Source organism: Comamonas brasiliensis, assembly GCF_018292285.1.
GTDB lineage: Bacteria > Pseudomonadota > Gammaproteobacteria > Burkholderiales > Burkholderiaceae_C > Comamonas > Comamonas brasiliensis.
The window spans coordinates 113596-128863 of record NZ_JAANES010000006.1; the positions used below are offsets into that span (position 1 = coordinate 113596).

Below are 15268 nucleotides of genomic sequence, written 5' to 3' on the forward strand. Positions count from 1 at the left end.
CCGCCTCAAGGGCCGGTGCCTGTGCGCCCGGCCCATGCATTGCAAGACTATCGTGACTCCCAACTTCCCCAGCAAGCTGCCCAATGTGGGCACCACCATTTTCACCGTCATGTCGGCGCTGGCCGCCGAACACAAGGCCGTCAATCTGGGCCAGGGCTTCCCCGACTTCGGTTGCGACCCCAGGCTGCTCGACGCTGTCAACGACGCCATGCGCGCCGGTCACAACCAGTACCCGCCCATGACGGGCTGGCCCGCGCTGCGCGAGGCCGTGGCCGCCAAGATCGAAGCGCTGCACGGCCGCCGCTATGACGCGGGCAGCGAGATCACCATTACCGCCGGCGCCACCCAGGCCATTCTCACCGCCATCCTGGCCACCGTGCATGCAGGCGACGAAGTCATCGTGCTCGACCCCTGCTACGACAGCTATGTGCCCAATATCGAGATGGCCGGCGGCGTGGCCGTGCGGGTGCCGCTGACGCCAGGCAGCTTCCGCCCCGACTTTGCCTCGATCGCAGCTGCCATCACGCCGCGCACGCGCCTGCTGATCATCAACAGCCCGCACAACCCCAGCGCCACCATCTGGACCGATGCGGAAATGCGCCAGCTCGAAGCCCTGCTGGCACCCACCAATGTGCTGCTGATCAGCGACGAGGTCTATGAGCACATGGTCTTCGACGGCGCCCAGCATCTGAGCAGCGCCCGCTACCCGGGCCTGGCCGAGCGCGCCTTCATCGTCTCCAGCTTTGGCAAGACCTACCATGTCACGGGCTGGAAGGTCGGCACCGTGGCCGCGCCCGCAGCCCTCAGCGCCGAATTCCGCAAGGTGCACCAGTTCAATGTGTTCACCGTGAACACGCCCATGCAGGCGGGTCTCGCGCAGTACATGCAGGACCCTGCGCCCTATCTGGAGCTGTCGGCCTTCTATCAGGCCAAGCGCGATCTGTTCCTCGGCGGCCTGCAGGGCTCGCGCCTGAAGCTGCTGCCCACGGCCGGCACCTATTTCCTGTGTGCCGACATCTCCTCGGTCTCGGATCTCAACGAGGCCGAGTTCTGTCAGTGGCTGGTCAAGGAAATCGGCGTGGCCGCGATTCCGCTGTCGGCCTTCTACGGCGACGGCTTCGATCAGCGCGTGGTGCGTTTTTGCTTTGCCAAAAAGGACGAAACCCTGATCGAGGCAGCCGCGCGCCTGCGCAAGCTCTGAAACGCTGCGGCCCTTTAAAAAGGAGCGCCTATCGCTCTCCTTTTCTCATTTTCAGCATGTTTTCATGCTGAATCTGTTTATCAGCAAGCGCAAGCAGCTATCGAATCTGCTTTGCTTCATGCTGTCTCTGCCAGATGGCGCAGCATCAGCACCGCCCCCAGCACAATGCCGGCCAGCGCCACAAAGCTGCCCAGGCTGAGCATGGAAATCGCACTGATGCCCTGGCCCACGGTGCAGCCCATGGCCGTCACCCCGCCAATGCCCATCAGCAGTCCGCCCAGCAGATGGCGGGCCAGGTCCCTGCGGTCGGCAAAGCCCTGCCACTGGAAGTCCCGGCGCCACAGCGCATGGACAAAGCTGCCCAGGACCACGCCTGCCACCGAGGCAATGCCCCAGGTCAGCACCTTGTTGCGATCGCTGAAGAACATCAGCCAGTCCAGCGTGTGCGCCACCGGCGTGACAAAGCTGAAGGCCTCGATGCGGCCGCTGTAGGTCGCGGCATAGACCTGCTCCAGCGTCTCGGGGTGCTCGGCCACCAGCGCCAGATGGCCGCCCAGCCACCAGGCTGCCGTCACGCACAAGCCGACCAGCAGCCCGCCCAGCAGCAGGGCCCGGCTGCGCTCGGCACCGGGCCGGAGATCGAAGGCCAGCAGCAAGAGCAAGCCCCCCAGCCCCAGGCCCAGCAGGCCGCGCAGCAGCGCCAAGGGCCAGGCGACATGACCGGCCAGCCACTCGGGCAGCAGGGCCGGGCCCGCGAATTCAAGATGCACGCTGTCCAGCCAGCGCACACGCGCCACGGCGGTAATGCCCTTGAGCGTTGCAAAGGCGGCCACGCCCATGACCAGCAGCACCACCAGCGCCTTGAGGCTGCCGCTGCCCAGCCGGGTCAGATTCCGGGCCCCGCAACCCGATGCCAGCACCATGCCTGCGCCAAACAGCAGTCCTCCCGCCAGGGCCGACAGCCACAGCAGGCGGCGGCTGGCATAGAGGGCATCGCCCACCTGCAACTGGCCGTACAGCGCCAGCGCCGTGAAGCCCAGCATGCTCACGGCAATGGCCATGCACCACTGGCGCGCCCGCCCCCAGTCCTGCAGATAGACCACATCGCTGATGGCGCCCACGGTGCAAAAGCGGGTCTCGCGCATCACAAAGCCCAGCACGGCGGCCAGCAACAAAATGGCCACCAGAACGGTGGCCGTCAGGGATTCAAACTCGGCAGGACTCATGCGGGCATTGGACGGCGCGGCCCGGCTTCAAGGCATTGGCATATACCCCAGCCCGCGCGCTAACACTGTCTTAATCGGTTCTCGAATCGGCTTTCATCAGGCCTTGGCCAGCCCCTGGTTGCCGCCGACATTGATCAGTCGGGGCTCGTCGAGCCGGCGCGGCCCAAGCGTCTTGCGGTCCTTGAGCCAGGGCTCGACCAGCTCCCAGATCGGCTTGTTGCCGGCCGTCCTGGCTTCCTCGGCCACTGGCGCCCAGCCGGCCACCTTGTATTTCTTGTCCGCCTCCAGCAACTGGCCGTTCAGGCGCATGTCGCTGATGCGCCGACCCGCGCCGGCCACCGGGTCGCACTGGTATTGCAGACCGCCCACGCGCACCATGTCGCCGCCCTGCTGGTAGTACGGGTCGGGGTTGAAGAGATTGTCGGCCACGTCTTCGAGCACGGTCTTGATCGTGGCGCCCGTCATCTCGGTCACCGTGGCGTAGGAATAGGTGGTGGCCGTCATGTCCATCAGCCATTCGCGCGTGATGTCCTGCCCGGCCAGCAGCGAGGTCCCCCAGCGAAAGCCCGGCGAGAAGGCAATCGGCGCATTCTGCACCTCCATCATGGCGTCCAGCAGCAGTTGGTCGCCCGTGCCGTTGAAGTTGCCGCGGCGGTACAGCGTGCCGTCGGTGCGCGCCAGTACTTCGCCCAGCCGGCTTTCGTAGGGCGCACGCACCCGGGTGATCAGTGCCTGCATCTGGGCATCGGCAGGCAGGATGTTGGCGAACACCGGCAGCAGCCGGTACTGGAAGCCGCGCACCTGGCCGTCCCTGACATCGAAGTCCAGCACCCCGAGAAACTTGCCGTTCGAACCTGCATTGGTGACGATGGTCTTGCCGCCTGCGTTCTGCACCAGCGTGGGCACGGGCATGCCGTCATGCGTATGGCCGCCCAAGATGGCGTCGATGCCGCGCACGCGGCTGGCCATCTTGAGGTCCACGTCCATGCCGTTGTGCGAGAGCACGACCACCACCTTGGCGCCCTTGGCGCGAACCTCGTCCACCATCTTCTGCAGGTTGTCGTCCTGGATGCCGAAGCTCCAGTCCGCCACCATATAGCGCGGGTTGGCGATCGGCGTGTACGGAAAGGCCTGACCGATGATGGCCACGGGCACGCCGTTGATCTCTCGGATCACATAGGGCTTGAACACCGGGTCGCCGAAATCGGCCGTCTTGACGTTCTGCGCCACAAAGTCGAGCTGCGAGCCGAAGTCCTTGTCGATGATCTCCTGCACACGCTGCATGCCATAGGTGAACTCCCAGTGGCCCGTCATCACGTCCACGCCCAGCAGCTTGCAGGCATCGACCATGTCCTGGGCATTGGTCCACAGCGAAGTGGCCGAGCCCTGCCAGGTATCGCCGCCGTCCAGCAGCAAGGCGCCCGGGCGCGAGGCGCGCATGCGCTTGACCAGCGTGGACAGATGGGCAAACCCGCCCACCTTGCCATAGCGCCTGGCTGCCGCCTCGAAATCCAGATAGCTGAATGCATGGGCCGAAGCCGTACCAGGCTTGATGCCCGCGGAGCGCAGCAGATGCTCGCCTACCAGATGCGGGCGCTGGTTCTTCATGGCCCCGATACCGAGATTGACGCTGGGCTCGCGAAAGTGCACCGGATTGAGCTGGGCATGGCAGTCCGTCATGTGCAGCAGCGACACATTGCCGAACGGCGCCACCTCATACAAGGCCTTGTCGGCCAGGGACTGATCGGCGTAGGCATGGCGCTGCAAGCCCATGCCTGAGACACTGGCCGCCGCCAGCACCTGCAGAAATTCACGTTTGGAAAGACTCATGGTGATATCCGTTGGTACTTGTTCCAAACAGGGGCAAGCACGGGCACTTCCGTCGACAGGACGCCCCGCGCTACCCCAACTGGCACAAGCCATGTCCGCAATGCTGCGTCGCCCGGTCTCGCTCCCCTGCCGAATGGCTCGGCACTGCGAGACGGGCAAGCAGCGGCGCCGCTCGAAAAAAGCTATTTGTTGACGGGAGAGGCCGGATCGACCAGCAGCGCGACAAGATCTCGCGTCTGCGCTTCGGTGAGGATGCCGGAGTGACCGAAGCGCGGCATGCCCGAGCATGCGTTGTAGGCCTTGGCGTTCCAGATCTTGCCCCAGGTGTACTCGACGATGGCCTTGGAGTCGGGGCTGGACGGATCCTTGATGCCGCGAATCTTGCCGTAGTTGTAGAGACTGGGGCCCAGCGTGCCAAAGGAGATTTCTTCCTTGCTGATCTGGTGGCAGTTGTAGCAATTGCCGCCGTTGGCGCTGCCCGCCTTGTCGCTCCAGGTCATGCCCCGGCCGTTCTGGGCGATCTTCTCGCCCTCTTTCCAGTCTCCGACCAGCTTGCCATCCTGAGGCCATTTGATGGTCTTGAGATTGGCAGCTTCGATGCCCTGTGCACGCTCAGGCGCCAGCGGCTTGCCGGAAGCATCGGCAGCGCTGCAGGCCGCATTCGATTCGTCCTGCTGCAGGCGATCGACCTTGGCGATGCCCTGATCGCGAAAAGAGGTCTGCACCATCCTGGCCGTCAAGGCATCGATGTCCGCAGCCCCGTCGACGGAGGCACAGCCCAACACCAGCAGCGATGCGGCGACGGCCAGGTACGACATGTATTTTTGCTTGCGCATAGGGCCTCCTTATCGCTTGATGGCCGGTGCGGTCGAGGTCCCGCCCTTGCCGTTGACGCCCATGAACACTTCCAGCGCCACCGTCACATCGCTGGCATAGCCGGGATAGGGAAAGCGCTGCTGACGGAAGCAGTCGTTGAGGCGGCGCTGCATGCTCCACAGCTCGCCCGATGAGACGCGATAAGCCGGCCAGGCGCCAAAGCCTTCCGCTGCGCCCGGGTTTTTGGTCAGATTGGGCAGATCCTGCATGCGGATGCGCTTGCCGTCCGCACCATGGCAGGAGGCACAGGCAAAGTCATGCGGGCCGCCGCGCATATAGAACAGGCGCTTGCCCGCCTCATACATCTGTCTTTCCTGCCCATGGCCTTGGGGCAGGTTGAACTTCATGCCTTTGGACTGCGATGAAATCCAGGCCACCAGCCCTTCCATGTTCTTTTGCTCGTCCTTGCCGAACGGTGTTGCCGCAATCTTTTGCGCGTCCAGCCCCTGCAGCCTGTCCATGCAGGTCAGCAGGCGCGACTCCAGATCCTGCACCTTGCCCGTGTCGGCAAAATAGCGCGGCAGCTCTACAAATGCACCCTTGACCACGCCCGGCCCCTTGCCCAGATCGCACTGCTCCATGGACGCCTTGCGCGGGCCGCGCCTTTGCTTCCACAGCTCCTCGCCCTTCATCTCGAACAGCTCGGCAGGGTTGCCGTCCTGCAGCATCTCGCGGTACTCGGCAATGCCGTCGGCCGTGGACTTTTGCGCCAGCACCGGCGCGGCCATGCACAAGGCCAGCACGGCGGCAGCCGCCTGGCCCGGGGAGGAATGTCTCATGGGGCACCTCTCTGTTTTTTGATTGATTCTGGACTCGGATGAAGGCTGGCCGCCGGCCAGCCGGTGTCTCTGCCATGCTCAGCTCACGGTCGCTTCATCGGTGCGGGTCTCGCCCTTGTTGTCCTTCCAGCTCACCGAGATCTTGTCCCCCGCCTTGGCCCCCTTGACCATGAACTGCAGAAACGGGTTCTTGGAAACCGCAGGCCCCCATTCGGCCTGCAGCACCTGCTTGCCGTTGTGCGCGGCCGTCACCTCCTGAATAAACCATGCGGGCACGGTCTTGCCTTCCGCATCCTTGCGCTGGCCGGTCTCCATCTCATGGGACATCAGCACGCGCACGGTAGTCTTGTCACCGGCAGCCTGGGCACGAATACGCATCGGATCAGCCATGTTCTTCTCCTGTTTCAGATGATGGGTTGCAATCAGCCGCCGCAGCCACCGAGGGTGACCTTGACTTCCTTCTTGGCGTAGAAGGCCTTGCCATCGTTGGTGATGGCCACCGCATACACATCCGAGGACTGGCCCAGCTTGGCGCGGGTCAGGAAATTGGCGTCCAGCGCCTCGTTGACGGTGAAGGCCGCCACCAGCGTATTGGGGTTCTTTTCCACCAGCACCAGCATCTGCTTCACATTGGGCAGGCTGGTCGCGGCTCCCAGGGGCACGACGGCCCCGTTCTCGGCGATGTCGGGCGCCGTCAGCGTCACGTCCTTGCTCTCGGCAGGCGCAGCAGCACCCATGGCCTTGAGCACATCGGCCACGGTCTTGGCGTCGAAGGCGGTCTTGTTATAGGCCGCCTGCGCAGCCTGCGGCAGCAGGCCGGCGGCCATCAGCATGCCGAGCACGGCCGCGCTGTTCCTGAGGGCGTCTCTACGTTTCATCGTTGTCTCCTTTTCATTCACATCACACAAGCGGGCTCAGGGCTTGGCCCCGGCAGCCAGCCACTGGGCAATCACCCTGGCATCAGCATCGCTGAGATTGGGCTGAGGCGGCATGGGTGTTGATCCCCAGACACCCGAGCCTCCGGTCTTGACCTTGCCGGCCAGATAGTCCAGCTGGCCGCCGTGCTTGCCGGCAATGTCGCTGAAGGCCGGGCCGACGAGTTTTTGCGTCATGCCATGGCAGGCCATGCAGGCGTTCTTTTCCAGCAAGGCCGTCGGTGCTGCGCTGCCCGATTTCCCGGCGGACCCCGGCTGGGCGGCCTTGCTGGCACCGCCATCGGTGGTTATGCCGCGCTGGGCACCGACCAGCCGGTTCTGCTGGGCCAGATTGCCGTGGTTGTTGCCGGCATGCTCGGGCAAAGCCGAGCGCAGCGTGGGCGCGGGGCCGCAGTTGCTCATGCAGGCAGTGGCCAGCACATCGGGCCTGGCGCCTTTGCCGAACTCGTTGCCGGGCCACAGCGCATGCCGTGTCGTCATGCCGTTGCGGTTGGGCAGCTTCTGCTGTACCTCGGCGATATTGCTGTCGCTGAGTGTGAAGTTCTCGGGCACCACGCCGCCGAGGTTGAGCAGATAGGCGGTGACGGCATACACCTCCTCGGTGGACAGCGACTTGGGCGCATTCCAGGGCATGGCGCGATTGATGTAATCCCACAGCGTGGAGACCGTGGCCACCTTCATCAGGGTCGTGCGCCCCGGAAAGGCGGGGTCCTTGAGCCGCGCCACATGGCCGGTCCTGATGTCCTCGGCCGTGGTGCCGCCGACCAGCGGGCTGAACACCTCATTGGATTCGCCGAACACCCCGTGGCAGGACGCGCACTTCGCCTCCCATACATCCATGCCTTTTTGCACGGACCCCGAGCCCGGAGGCAGCCCCTTGAAATCCGGGCGCACATCGATATCCCAGGCCAGAACCTCCTTGCCCGTGGCATTGCGGCCCACGCCGGGATAGCGGTCTTCGCCAGACTTGCCCTGCGCCGCAGCGGGCCCGGCAGCCACGCCCATGGCCAGCAGCGCCAGCAGCACCAGCGGTTTACGCAAGCTGAACATTGGCGACCTCCCCGTTGGCTCGTACCGCCCAGGACTGGATGGAGTTGTTGTGATAGATGGAGCGCGTTCCACGTGCGGCACGCAGCTGCTGGTTGCTGGGCTGCACATAGCCTGTCTCATCCATGGCGCGGCTCTGGATGATGCATTCCTCGCCATTCCAGACCCAATCCAGATGAAAGCGCGTCAGGCACTTGTCCATCACCGGCCCTTCGAGCCGGGCCGTGCGCCAGTTGCGACCGCCGTCCACGCTCACATCCACGCGCCTGACCTTGCCGCGCCCCGACCAGGCCAGGCCCGTGATGCTGTAGAAGCCCTTGTCCAGCAGCATCTGGCCGCCAGACGGCGTGGTGACCACGCTCTTGCATTCCTGGATGCTCGAGTACTGGCGGTGCTGTCCGTCAGGCATCAGATCCACATAGTGGATGGCCTCGTCCTTGGCCGCATAAGGCATGTCGCCCACTTCGATGCGGCGCAGGTATTTCACCCAGCTCACGCCCTGTACGCCCGGCACCACCAGGCGCAGCGGATAGCCCTGCTCGGGCCGCAGCATCTCACCGTTCTGGCCGTAGGCGACCAGCACTTCGCCGGAAGTGATCAGCTCCACGGGAATGGTGCGCGTCATCGACGAGCCGTCCGCCCCCTCGGCCAGGATGAACCTGCCTTTTTTCAGATCGGCACCGGCCATCTCCAGCAAGGTGATCAGGGGCACGCCCGTGAACTCGCTGCACGACAGCATGCCGTGCGTGTACTGCACCGTGGGCACGGCCACATTGCCCCACTCCATGCCGGTATTGGCGCCGCATTCGATGAAGTGAAAGCGCGACACCGAAGGCAGACGCATGATCTCGTCCATGGTGAAGACCTTGGGATTCTTCACCAGGCCATTGATCATCAGCCTGTGCCTGGAGGGGTCGATATCCCACCAGCCCTGGTGGTGACGCTCGAAATGCAGACCGCTGGGCGTGACGATGCCGAACAGCGACTGCAGCGGCGCAAACGATACCGAAGCCTGCTTGGTCTGGGTCAGCCCCGGGCTCTGGCGGCGCTGCACATTGGCCTCGTATCTGGAAGGCTTGCCGTAGCCGTCGGTGACCACCGGCTGACCCAGGCCCTTGCTGTGCGCGGGCAGCTCCAGAATATTCGGGTCCCCATCGCCGCTCACGGCCTGCCGGCCCTGCGCATGGACGACTGCAGCGCCGGCCGCTGCGGCCGCGAAAGCCCCGCGGATGAAGTCCCGCCGGCCGGCCCTGCCCTCGGCAAACACGGTGCCGACATCGCCTGAGCGCACGAAATTCTCGGGTGCCTTGCGCACCTTGCCCATCAACTGGCTTTGCATAAGCTCTCTCTTTGATCGCTATTGGTGCTTGCCGGGAAAGCGCGAGGCGCCTGTCTCATCTGGCACCCTTGAGAATCCAGGCCGCCAGTGTCTGGGTGTCGGCATCGCTGAGTGCGGGCTGGGCAGGCATGGGCACCGGCCCCCATTTGCCGGAGCCGCCGGCCTTGATGCTCTTGACCAGATAGGCCTGTGCATCGGCCTGGGCCGCATATTTGCTGGCCACGTCCTGAAACGCCGGGCCTACCAGTTTCTGCTGCGCCGCATGGCAGGCCATGCAGGCGTTCTTCTGCGCCAGCGCCTGATCCGCCTGCGCCAGCGCAGGAACAGCCAGCCCCAGCAATACCGTCAAGCCACTCAGCCAGGATGCAGTCTTCATCGCTTGGGTCTCCTTATATTTATATATAAGCATGTTGTTATTTAAAGTATCGGACAGGATGCCCAATTTGAAATCCCGCGCTAACCCTCGTTATTCCCGAGCAGGAACAACGAGTTCAACGCCCCTGCACCGCCGCGCGGGCCGTCTGCATTCGCTGCTCCAGATAAGCGCCATAAAAGTCGGGGATGGAGCTGCCGCTCAAGCCCTCGGCCACCTCCTTGTGAGCGGCCCCATAGAAGAGCACGGTCGGCGCGACCTCGATGCCCAGTTGCCTGACCATGTCGCCATGCGTGGTCGCCGCGCCATTCCAGTCCTGCAAAGCCTCACGCGACAGAAAATGAATCTGGGTCACCAAGGCCCCGGAGCGCTGCAGCGGCAGCAGATGATGCTCGCGCACCAGCTTGCAGAACGGGCAGCCATGCAGGCTGGCCATCACCACCAGCGGCTGCTTGCGGGCCAGCGCCAAGGCCAGGTCATGCCGCAGACTCTGGCTGGTGGGCAGCAGACGCTCCGAAGCATCGAGCGCCGCCCACGCCGGTGCCGCGCCCGCCAGCAGCAACTGCAAACACAGTCTTCTGCGGGCATCAAGGAAGCGCGCCGTGGCCGTCACGGCTTTTCCTGCTCCATCAGCAAAAAGGTGTTGTAGGCATTCATGCGATTGGCTTCCTTGAACAGCGGGTAGGCCGAAAATCTGGACCAGTCCGTCGCCTGATAGGCCTCGTCAAACGGGTCGAGATTGGCTGCGGCCTTGCCCATGGCCTCGCGCAGATAGTGCAGATAGTCACGCGTCAGCTGCATGTCCTGGCGCGGTTGCTCGGAGGCCGGGCCATGTCCCGGCACCATGACCTTGACGGGCAGCTTGAGCAATTCGTCCAGCGCGGCAATCCAGTGCCGACTATCGGCCTGGCCCACATAGGGTATGCGGTTGCGAAACACCACATCGCCGATGAAGAGCACGCCGCTTTGCGGCAGGAAGATGGCCGTATCCTCCGGCGTATGCGAAGGCCCCATGTGCTGCAACACAAAGTCCACGCCCCCGATCCTGAGCGTGGAGCTGTCGCCCGACACCCATTGATTCGCCGGTACCAGGCGTGTGCCCTGGTCGACCCAGGGAGCCAGATCCTTGCGCGAGGCCTCAAGCCGCAGATGCGCGGTCTCGGAGTTGATGTATTCACGCGCCTGGGCATGGGCCACGATCTTCGCGCCCAGTGCCTCGAACACCTGCAGGCCATAGATATGGTCCGCGTGATAGTGGGTCAGCAGCACATGGCTGATGGGCTTGGACGTCAGAGCCCGGATTTTCTGCACCAGCTCCTCGGCCAGCGCGGGCGAGCCCAGCGCATCGATCACGACCACGCTATCGCCTGTGATGACAAAGCCCGCATTGGAGATGAAATTGCGATTGGCCGCACTGCCCAGCGCCGATACGCCCTGCACGAAAAACACATTGGGCGCCACCTGCTGCAGCGCCATGACGGGTGCATTGGCCGCCACAGAAGTGCCTGCCACGGGGGTGCCCGCCACAGGAGTGCCGGCCACGGGGCGCGCATCATGCGCAGCCGCTGCACCTGGCGCTGCGATGGCCGCTGCGATTGCCATTCCTGCAAATCTCCTCAGCGCAGCTCCTGCCCAGCTTGTCATCGCGGTGTCTCCCTTGCGTGGGCAGCGACCGGCGCCATCGAAGCCGTCACTAGCGCTTGCCCTATTTTTGAATGCCTGCCTCCTCATTAATATAAGCAAGTGGCAATATTTAACCAGCAGCATCTTCCCTGATGCCCACAGACACCACAGGAGACCTTCGATGAAGCGCCAACTTGTTGCCCTGAGCTTTGCCCTGTGCACGGCAATTGCCGCCGCTCAGGATGTGAAAGTGGTCTATCACGTCAACACTGGCGTGGAGACGGCGGCCGCCATACTCGGCAATATCACCAACGAGCTCAATGCCTCGCCCACCGACAAGATCGTGGTGGTCACCCACGGGCCCGGCATAGACTTTCTGCTGAGCAACGCCAAGGACAGCAAGGGCCGAGAGTTCAGCGGCCAGGTCAGCGCACTGGCGGGGCGCGGCGTAGAGTTCAAGGTCTGCAACAACACGCTGCAGACACGCAAGCTCGAAGCCTCCAGCTTGCTGATGGAAGCGTCGGTCGTCCCCTCGGGCGTGGCCGAAGTGGCGCGCCTGCAGGCCAGGGAGGGATTTGTCTATCTCAAGCCCTGAGCCGAAAGCGCGCATGAAAAAAGGCGCCGCAGGCGCCTTTGCTCCGGGGGCTCCAGCCCTCAGTTCTGTTCGATGGCAATCTGCACGCAGATGGTGCGGCACATATGGACGACCTTCTCGTTGGCGATGAAGTAGTAGATGCTGACCCCTTCGCGCCTGCGCCCCAGGATGCCGGACTGGTACAGCGTGTTCAGATGCTGCGACATATTGGGCTGGGTCGTGTCTATGGAAGCCAGCAGCTCGGAGACGTTTTTCTCTCCATTGCACAGCGCGCTGATGATCTTCAGCCGCATGGGCGCGGCCATGGCCTTGAACAGCTCGGCCGCACTCTCGAACACGCTGTCATCCTCAAGCTCTGACGATTCCATGAAACACTCCTGGGCACCTTGGCAGCCTGCAAGCGTCCCGTCTGGATTGCGTGCCGTGGTGCATGGCGCCAGTTTATAGGAAGGTCATGCAGCCTCTATCATCGCCCAACGACAAACACTGATGGTCATCAGGCAATCCCAAAAAAGAAGCAGCTAGCGCTTGATTGACAATGATTTTAGGAACTTTCCTATCTGAAATCCATTGCTGATGTGCGCAAGCAGCTATCAAAAAATCAGGCTGGCTTCCAGTCCAGAGACCAGGCACCGCTTTGCACGTTCTGCAGCCACAGGCAGCAGCTCAGGGTCTTGGCGTCAGTGACCTGCCCGGTGCGCACGCCATCCAGCAGTTCGGCAGCCGTCATGCTGCAGACATCCAGAAACTCGTCGGCGTCGAGCTGGCGCTCGCCCGCAGTCAGGCCGCGCGCGAAGAAGATGTGAATGATCTCGTCGGAGTAGCCGATCGCCAGATGCATGGGCCCGGCATAGGCCCATTCGCGCGCGCTGTAGCCGGTTTCCTCCAGCAGCTCGCGCTGGGCACAGATCAGCGGCAGCTCGCCCGCATCGAGCTTGCCTGCGGGAAACTCCGTCATGACCTGGCCCACGGGGTAGCGAAACTGCCGCTCCAGCAGCACGCGGCCATCGTCGAGCAGCCCGATCACCACCACAGCGCCGGGGTGCACCACATACTCGCGCGTGGCCTGCCCGCCATGGGGCAGGCGCACGGTATCGAGCCTGACCTGCAGAAAACTGCCCTGGTGTACCAGCTCGCTCTTGATGGGGTGCTCAATCAGATGGCTTTCTTGAGCCTGTTTGTCTTGTTGGGTCATCTCCGACTCGTCTTTCAAAGCGCTGTGGTGACAGCGCAGATACATCCAAGGTCTTAATCTTCGCAGAAGCCGGCTTCACTTTCCTCCACTCAGACCATGATGCATCCCATCGACACAGCCCAGACAGACATACAGCGCCACCAGTTCGGCCGCGTGACGGTGTTTCGCGGCGCCAAGGGCGGCAAATATCCGGACGGCAACCAGATCATGATCCGCGGCAGCGACACGCTGGCGGTACTGGACACGCCTATCGTGGCCAACCATATCGGAGCCGAGTTCGATGCCGCCGAACTGGTGGTGATGGGCCATGTGCATGAGGACCATATGGCCGGCCTGCACCGCCTGCCAGACGCGCAGGTCTTTGCTCACCTGAGCGATCTGGCGGCCTTGCAAAGCTGGGATGGCCTGGTAGCCACCTTTGGCTGGGCCGATTCGATCCAGGCCGACATCATGCGCAGCAAGCTGGAGAGCGAATTCTTCTACGCCCCCAGACCCGATGCCAAGGGCTACGAAGATGGAGCCGTCTGGGATCTGGGCCAGTCGCAGATTCGCGCCATTCATATGCCGGGCCATACGGCGGGCCACAGCGTGCTGCTGATCGAGCCCGAGGGAGTTGCCTTTATCGGCGATATCGACCTGACGGGCTTCGGGCCCTATTACGGCGATGCCTGCTCCTGTCTGGCGGACTTTCGCCGCAGCCTGGCGCGGCTGCCCGAGATCGAGGCCCGGGTCTGGGTGACCTCGCACCACAAGGGTATCTACACGGAACGCGAGACGTTTCTGCGAGACCTCAAGCGCTTTGCTGCGGTCATTGACGAGCGCGGTGCACGCCTTCTCGAATGGCTGGCGCAGCGGCCCATGACGCTCGCCCAGATGGTCGAGCAGCGCCTGCTCTACCCGCCGGGCTTTGATGCGCCATGGGTACAGGGGGCCGAGGCGCGCAGCATTTCCCAGCATCTGGACGAGCTACTGGCGGCCGGAGAAATCCTGCAGCAGCGCAACGCGCAGGGCGACGAACTTTACCTGCGGGCTTGAATCCAGAGAAATAAAAAAAGCCGACCTCTCGAGGAAGTCGGCGGGGCCAGGCGCCGGCCACGCATCCACCAGGCAAGCGTGACAAGCGCACAGCGGCTAGCTGAGCCGGTCCCGGTTACCCGGGCTTTGAGACTCAGGCCACGGCGTCCATGGGCTTGCGCAGAAAGCCCTGGTTGGCGCCCTTGCGGTTGGGCGCAAAGCCGTTCCTGGCCAAGGTTTCCTCGGCAGTTTCGTAGAACACGCCGATCTGCTTGATCTCGCGGGCCTGCTGGGCCGTGGCAATCGGGCGCCCGAACTCGCCCGCAATACGCACCAGCTGCTTGATCTGCTCAACGGTGCTCATCTTGCCCGTGCGGGTCTGGTTCCACAGCACGTCTTCGATCCCGCAGCGCACATGCAGGCCAAGGGCCATGCCGATCATATTGATGGGCAGCACGTTCAGCACCGAGCTCTCCACGGTCACGATGGCGTTGTCGGGTACGGCGCGCAGCATATTGGCCAGGTTGTAGATATTGGCCTGGTCCATGCCGCCGCTGATGGCGACCCAGTTCATGACCAGAGGGCCCTTGTAGACGCCGCGGCGGATCATGCGCTCGATGGTCTCGAAACTGTTGATGTTGTAGACCTGGAAGGCGCTCTGGATGCCCTTTTCGGACAGGCGGCGGATATGTTCCTCGACGAAGCTGGGGTTCGAAGGAACAATCATGTCCTTGTAGGTCTTGTGCAGATGCGGGAAGCCGCGCGAGACACCGCGGAAGTCGTCTTCGCCGGCATGCTCGGTCACATTCATCTGCGTGGTGTTGACGGTCACCGTCACTTGATCGGGCACCGGAGTCAGTTCGGCCAGCATGTGGCGCGTGTCGTCGGAGAGCCACTTGGCTTCGCCGCCCGGGCCTTCGGGCGCAAAGCTGATGGAGCCGCCGACCTGGATGATCATCTCGGGAACCCGCTCGCGCACACCGGCGATCAGCTCGTTGAACTTGGACAGGCGCTTGCTGCCCTTGCCGTCGTCTTCGCGCACATGCAGATGCAGCACGGTGGCGCCGGCCTCATAGCAGTCCACGGCCTTCTGGATCTGCTCTTCCATGGTGACGGGAATGTCCTCGGGAAAGTCCGAGGGAATCCAGCCCGGTGCGTAGGGAGCGGCCGTGATGATCAGCGGCTGCTGGTTTTCGGGATACAGGTGACCGTCAAGAAAGTTCATGGTTGTCGTC

General features: G+C 63.5%; 17 protein-coding genes. 3 read left to right on the top strand and 14 right to left on the bottom strand.

All coding sequences use genetic code 11. The features are described from left to right. The first annotated feature begins 34 nt into the window (after positions 1-34). On the top strand, positions 35-1201 hold the full coding sequence (locus tag DJFAAGMI_RS21425; RefSeq protein WP_211458978.1) for a pyridoxal phosphate-dependent aminotransferase: 1167 nt from the start codon (positions 35-37) through the stop codon (positions 1199-1201). 116 nt (positions 1202-1317) lie between these two features. On the opposite strand, the gene DJFAAGMI_RS21430 is transcribed toward DJFAAGMI_RS21425, so the two are convergent. The 11 genes from DJFAAGMI_RS21430 to DJFAAGMI_RS21480 all read right to left on the bottom strand — a co-directional run bounded on the left by DJFAAGMI_RS21430 (position 1318) and on the right by DJFAAGMI_RS21480 (position 11250). After that, positions 1318-2427 (bottom strand): YeeE/YedE family protein, encoded by a 1110-nt coding sequence (locus DJFAAGMI_RS21430; protein WP_211458980.1) that lies wholly within the window; start codon positions 2425-2427, stop codon positions 1318-1320. A 96-nt stretch (positions 2428-2523) separates the two neighbouring features. Further along, the gene (soxB, locus tag DJFAAGMI_RS21435; RefSeq protein WP_211458982.1) at positions 2524-4257 is read right to left on the bottom strand and encodes a thiosulfohydrolase SoxB; all 1734 of its coding nucleotides are present in this window, start codon (positions 4255-4257) and stop codon (positions 2524-2526) included. A gap of 182 nt (positions 4258-4439) precedes the next feature. Next, complete coding sequence (gene soxX, locus DJFAAGMI_RS21440) at positions 4440-5093, bottom strand: sulfur oxidation c-type cytochrome SoxX (protein ID WP_211458984.1); 654 nt, start codon at positions 5091-5093, stop codon at positions 4440-4442. 9 nt (positions 5094-5102) lie between these two features. Continuing rightward, positions 5103-5912, bottom strand: a complete 810-nt coding sequence (soxA, locus tag DJFAAGMI_RS21445) for a sulfur oxidation c-type cytochrome SoxA (protein WP_211458986.1) — start codon at positions 5910-5912, stop codon at positions 5103-5105. A 78-nt stretch (positions 5913-5990) separates the two neighbouring features. Continuing rightward, positions 5991-6302: a thiosulfate oxidation carrier complex protein SoxZ gene (gene soxZ / locus DJFAAGMI_RS21450; RefSeq protein ID WP_211458987.1), complete on the bottom strand. Its 312-nt coding sequence runs from the start codon at positions 6300-6302 to the stop codon at positions 5991-5993. Between the two features lie 32 nt (positions 6303-6334). Then, the gene (gene soxY, locus DJFAAGMI_RS21455; protein ID WP_019042819.1) at positions 6335-6790 is read right to left on the bottom strand and encodes a thiosulfate oxidation carrier protein SoxY; all 456 of its coding nucleotides are present in this window, start codon (positions 6788-6790) and stop codon (positions 6335-6337) included. Positions 6791-6826: 36 nt separating this feature from the next. Beyond that, complete coding sequence (locus DJFAAGMI_RS21460) at positions 6827-7897, bottom strand: c-type cytochrome (protein ID WP_211458988.1); 1071 nt, start codon at positions 7895-7897, stop codon at positions 6827-6829. Further along, a complete protein-coding gene (gene soxC, locus DJFAAGMI_RS21465) occupies positions 7881-9233 on the bottom strand; it encodes a sulfite dehydrogenase (RefSeq protein ID WP_211458989.1) in 1353 nt (450 codons plus the stop codon). The genes DJFAAGMI_RS21460 and soxC overlap by 17 nt, the downstream gene beginning before the upstream one ends. 55 nt (positions 9234-9288) lie before the next feature. After that, the gene (locus DJFAAGMI_RS21470) at positions 9289-9609 is read right to left on the bottom strand and encodes a c-type cytochrome (protein WP_167002751.1); all 321 of its coding nucleotides are present in this window, start codon (positions 9607-9609) and stop codon (positions 9289-9291) included. A 115-nt stretch (positions 9610-9724) separates the two neighbouring features. Continuing rightward, on the bottom strand, positions 9725-10219 hold the full coding sequence (locus DJFAAGMI_RS21475; protein WP_211458990.1) for a thioredoxin domain-containing protein: 495 nt from the start codon (positions 10217-10219) through the stop codon (positions 9725-9727). Further along, a complete protein-coding gene (locus DJFAAGMI_RS21480; protein WP_211458991.1) occupies positions 10216-11250 on the bottom strand; it encodes an MBL fold metallo-hydrolase in 1035 nt (344 codons plus the stop codon). Before DJFAAGMI_RS21480 ends, DJFAAGMI_RS21475 begins: the two co-directional genes overlap by 4 nt. A gap of 160 nt (positions 11251-11410) precedes the next feature. Here DJFAAGMI_RS21480 and DJFAAGMI_RS21485 point away from each other — a divergent pair, with 160 nt between their 5' ends. Then, positions 11411-11824 carry a DsrE family protein gene (locus DJFAAGMI_RS21485; protein ID WP_211459000.1) on the top strand — a complete coding sequence of 138 codons (414 nt, stop codon included), beginning with the start codon at positions 11411-11413 and terminating at the stop codon, positions 11822-11824. Positions 11825-11883: 59 nt separating this feature from the next. Here DJFAAGMI_RS21485 and DJFAAGMI_RS21490 read toward each other — a convergent pair whose 3' ends face one another. Continuing rightward, positions 11884-12192, bottom strand: coding sequence for an ArsR/SmtB family transcription factor (locus tag DJFAAGMI_RS21490; protein ID WP_003053925.1), 309 nt, complete (start codon positions 12190-12192; stop codon positions 11884-11886). 233 nt (positions 12193-12425) lie between these two features. Continuing rightward, entirely contained in the window at positions 12426-13019 is a 594-nt protein-coding gene (locus DJFAAGMI_RS21495; RefSeq protein WP_211459002.1) for an NUDIX domain-containing protein, read from the bottom strand. 96 nt (positions 13020-13115) lie between these two features. Here DJFAAGMI_RS21495 and DJFAAGMI_RS21500 point away from each other — a divergent pair, with 96 nt between their 5' ends. Continuing rightward, a complete protein-coding gene (locus tag DJFAAGMI_RS21500; RefSeq protein ID WP_211459004.1) occupies positions 13116-14054 on the top strand; it encodes an MBL fold metallo-hydrolase in 939 nt (312 codons plus the stop codon). Between the two features lie 133 nt (positions 14055-14187). On the opposite strand, the gene DJFAAGMI_RS21505 is transcribed toward DJFAAGMI_RS21500, so the two are convergent. Beyond that, on the bottom strand, positions 14188-15258 hold the full coding sequence (locus DJFAAGMI_RS21505) for a beta-keto acid cleavage family enzyme (protein WP_211459006.1): 1071 nt from the start codon (positions 15256-15258) through the stop codon (positions 14188-14190). Between the last annotated feature and the right edge of the window lie 10 nt (positions 15259-15268).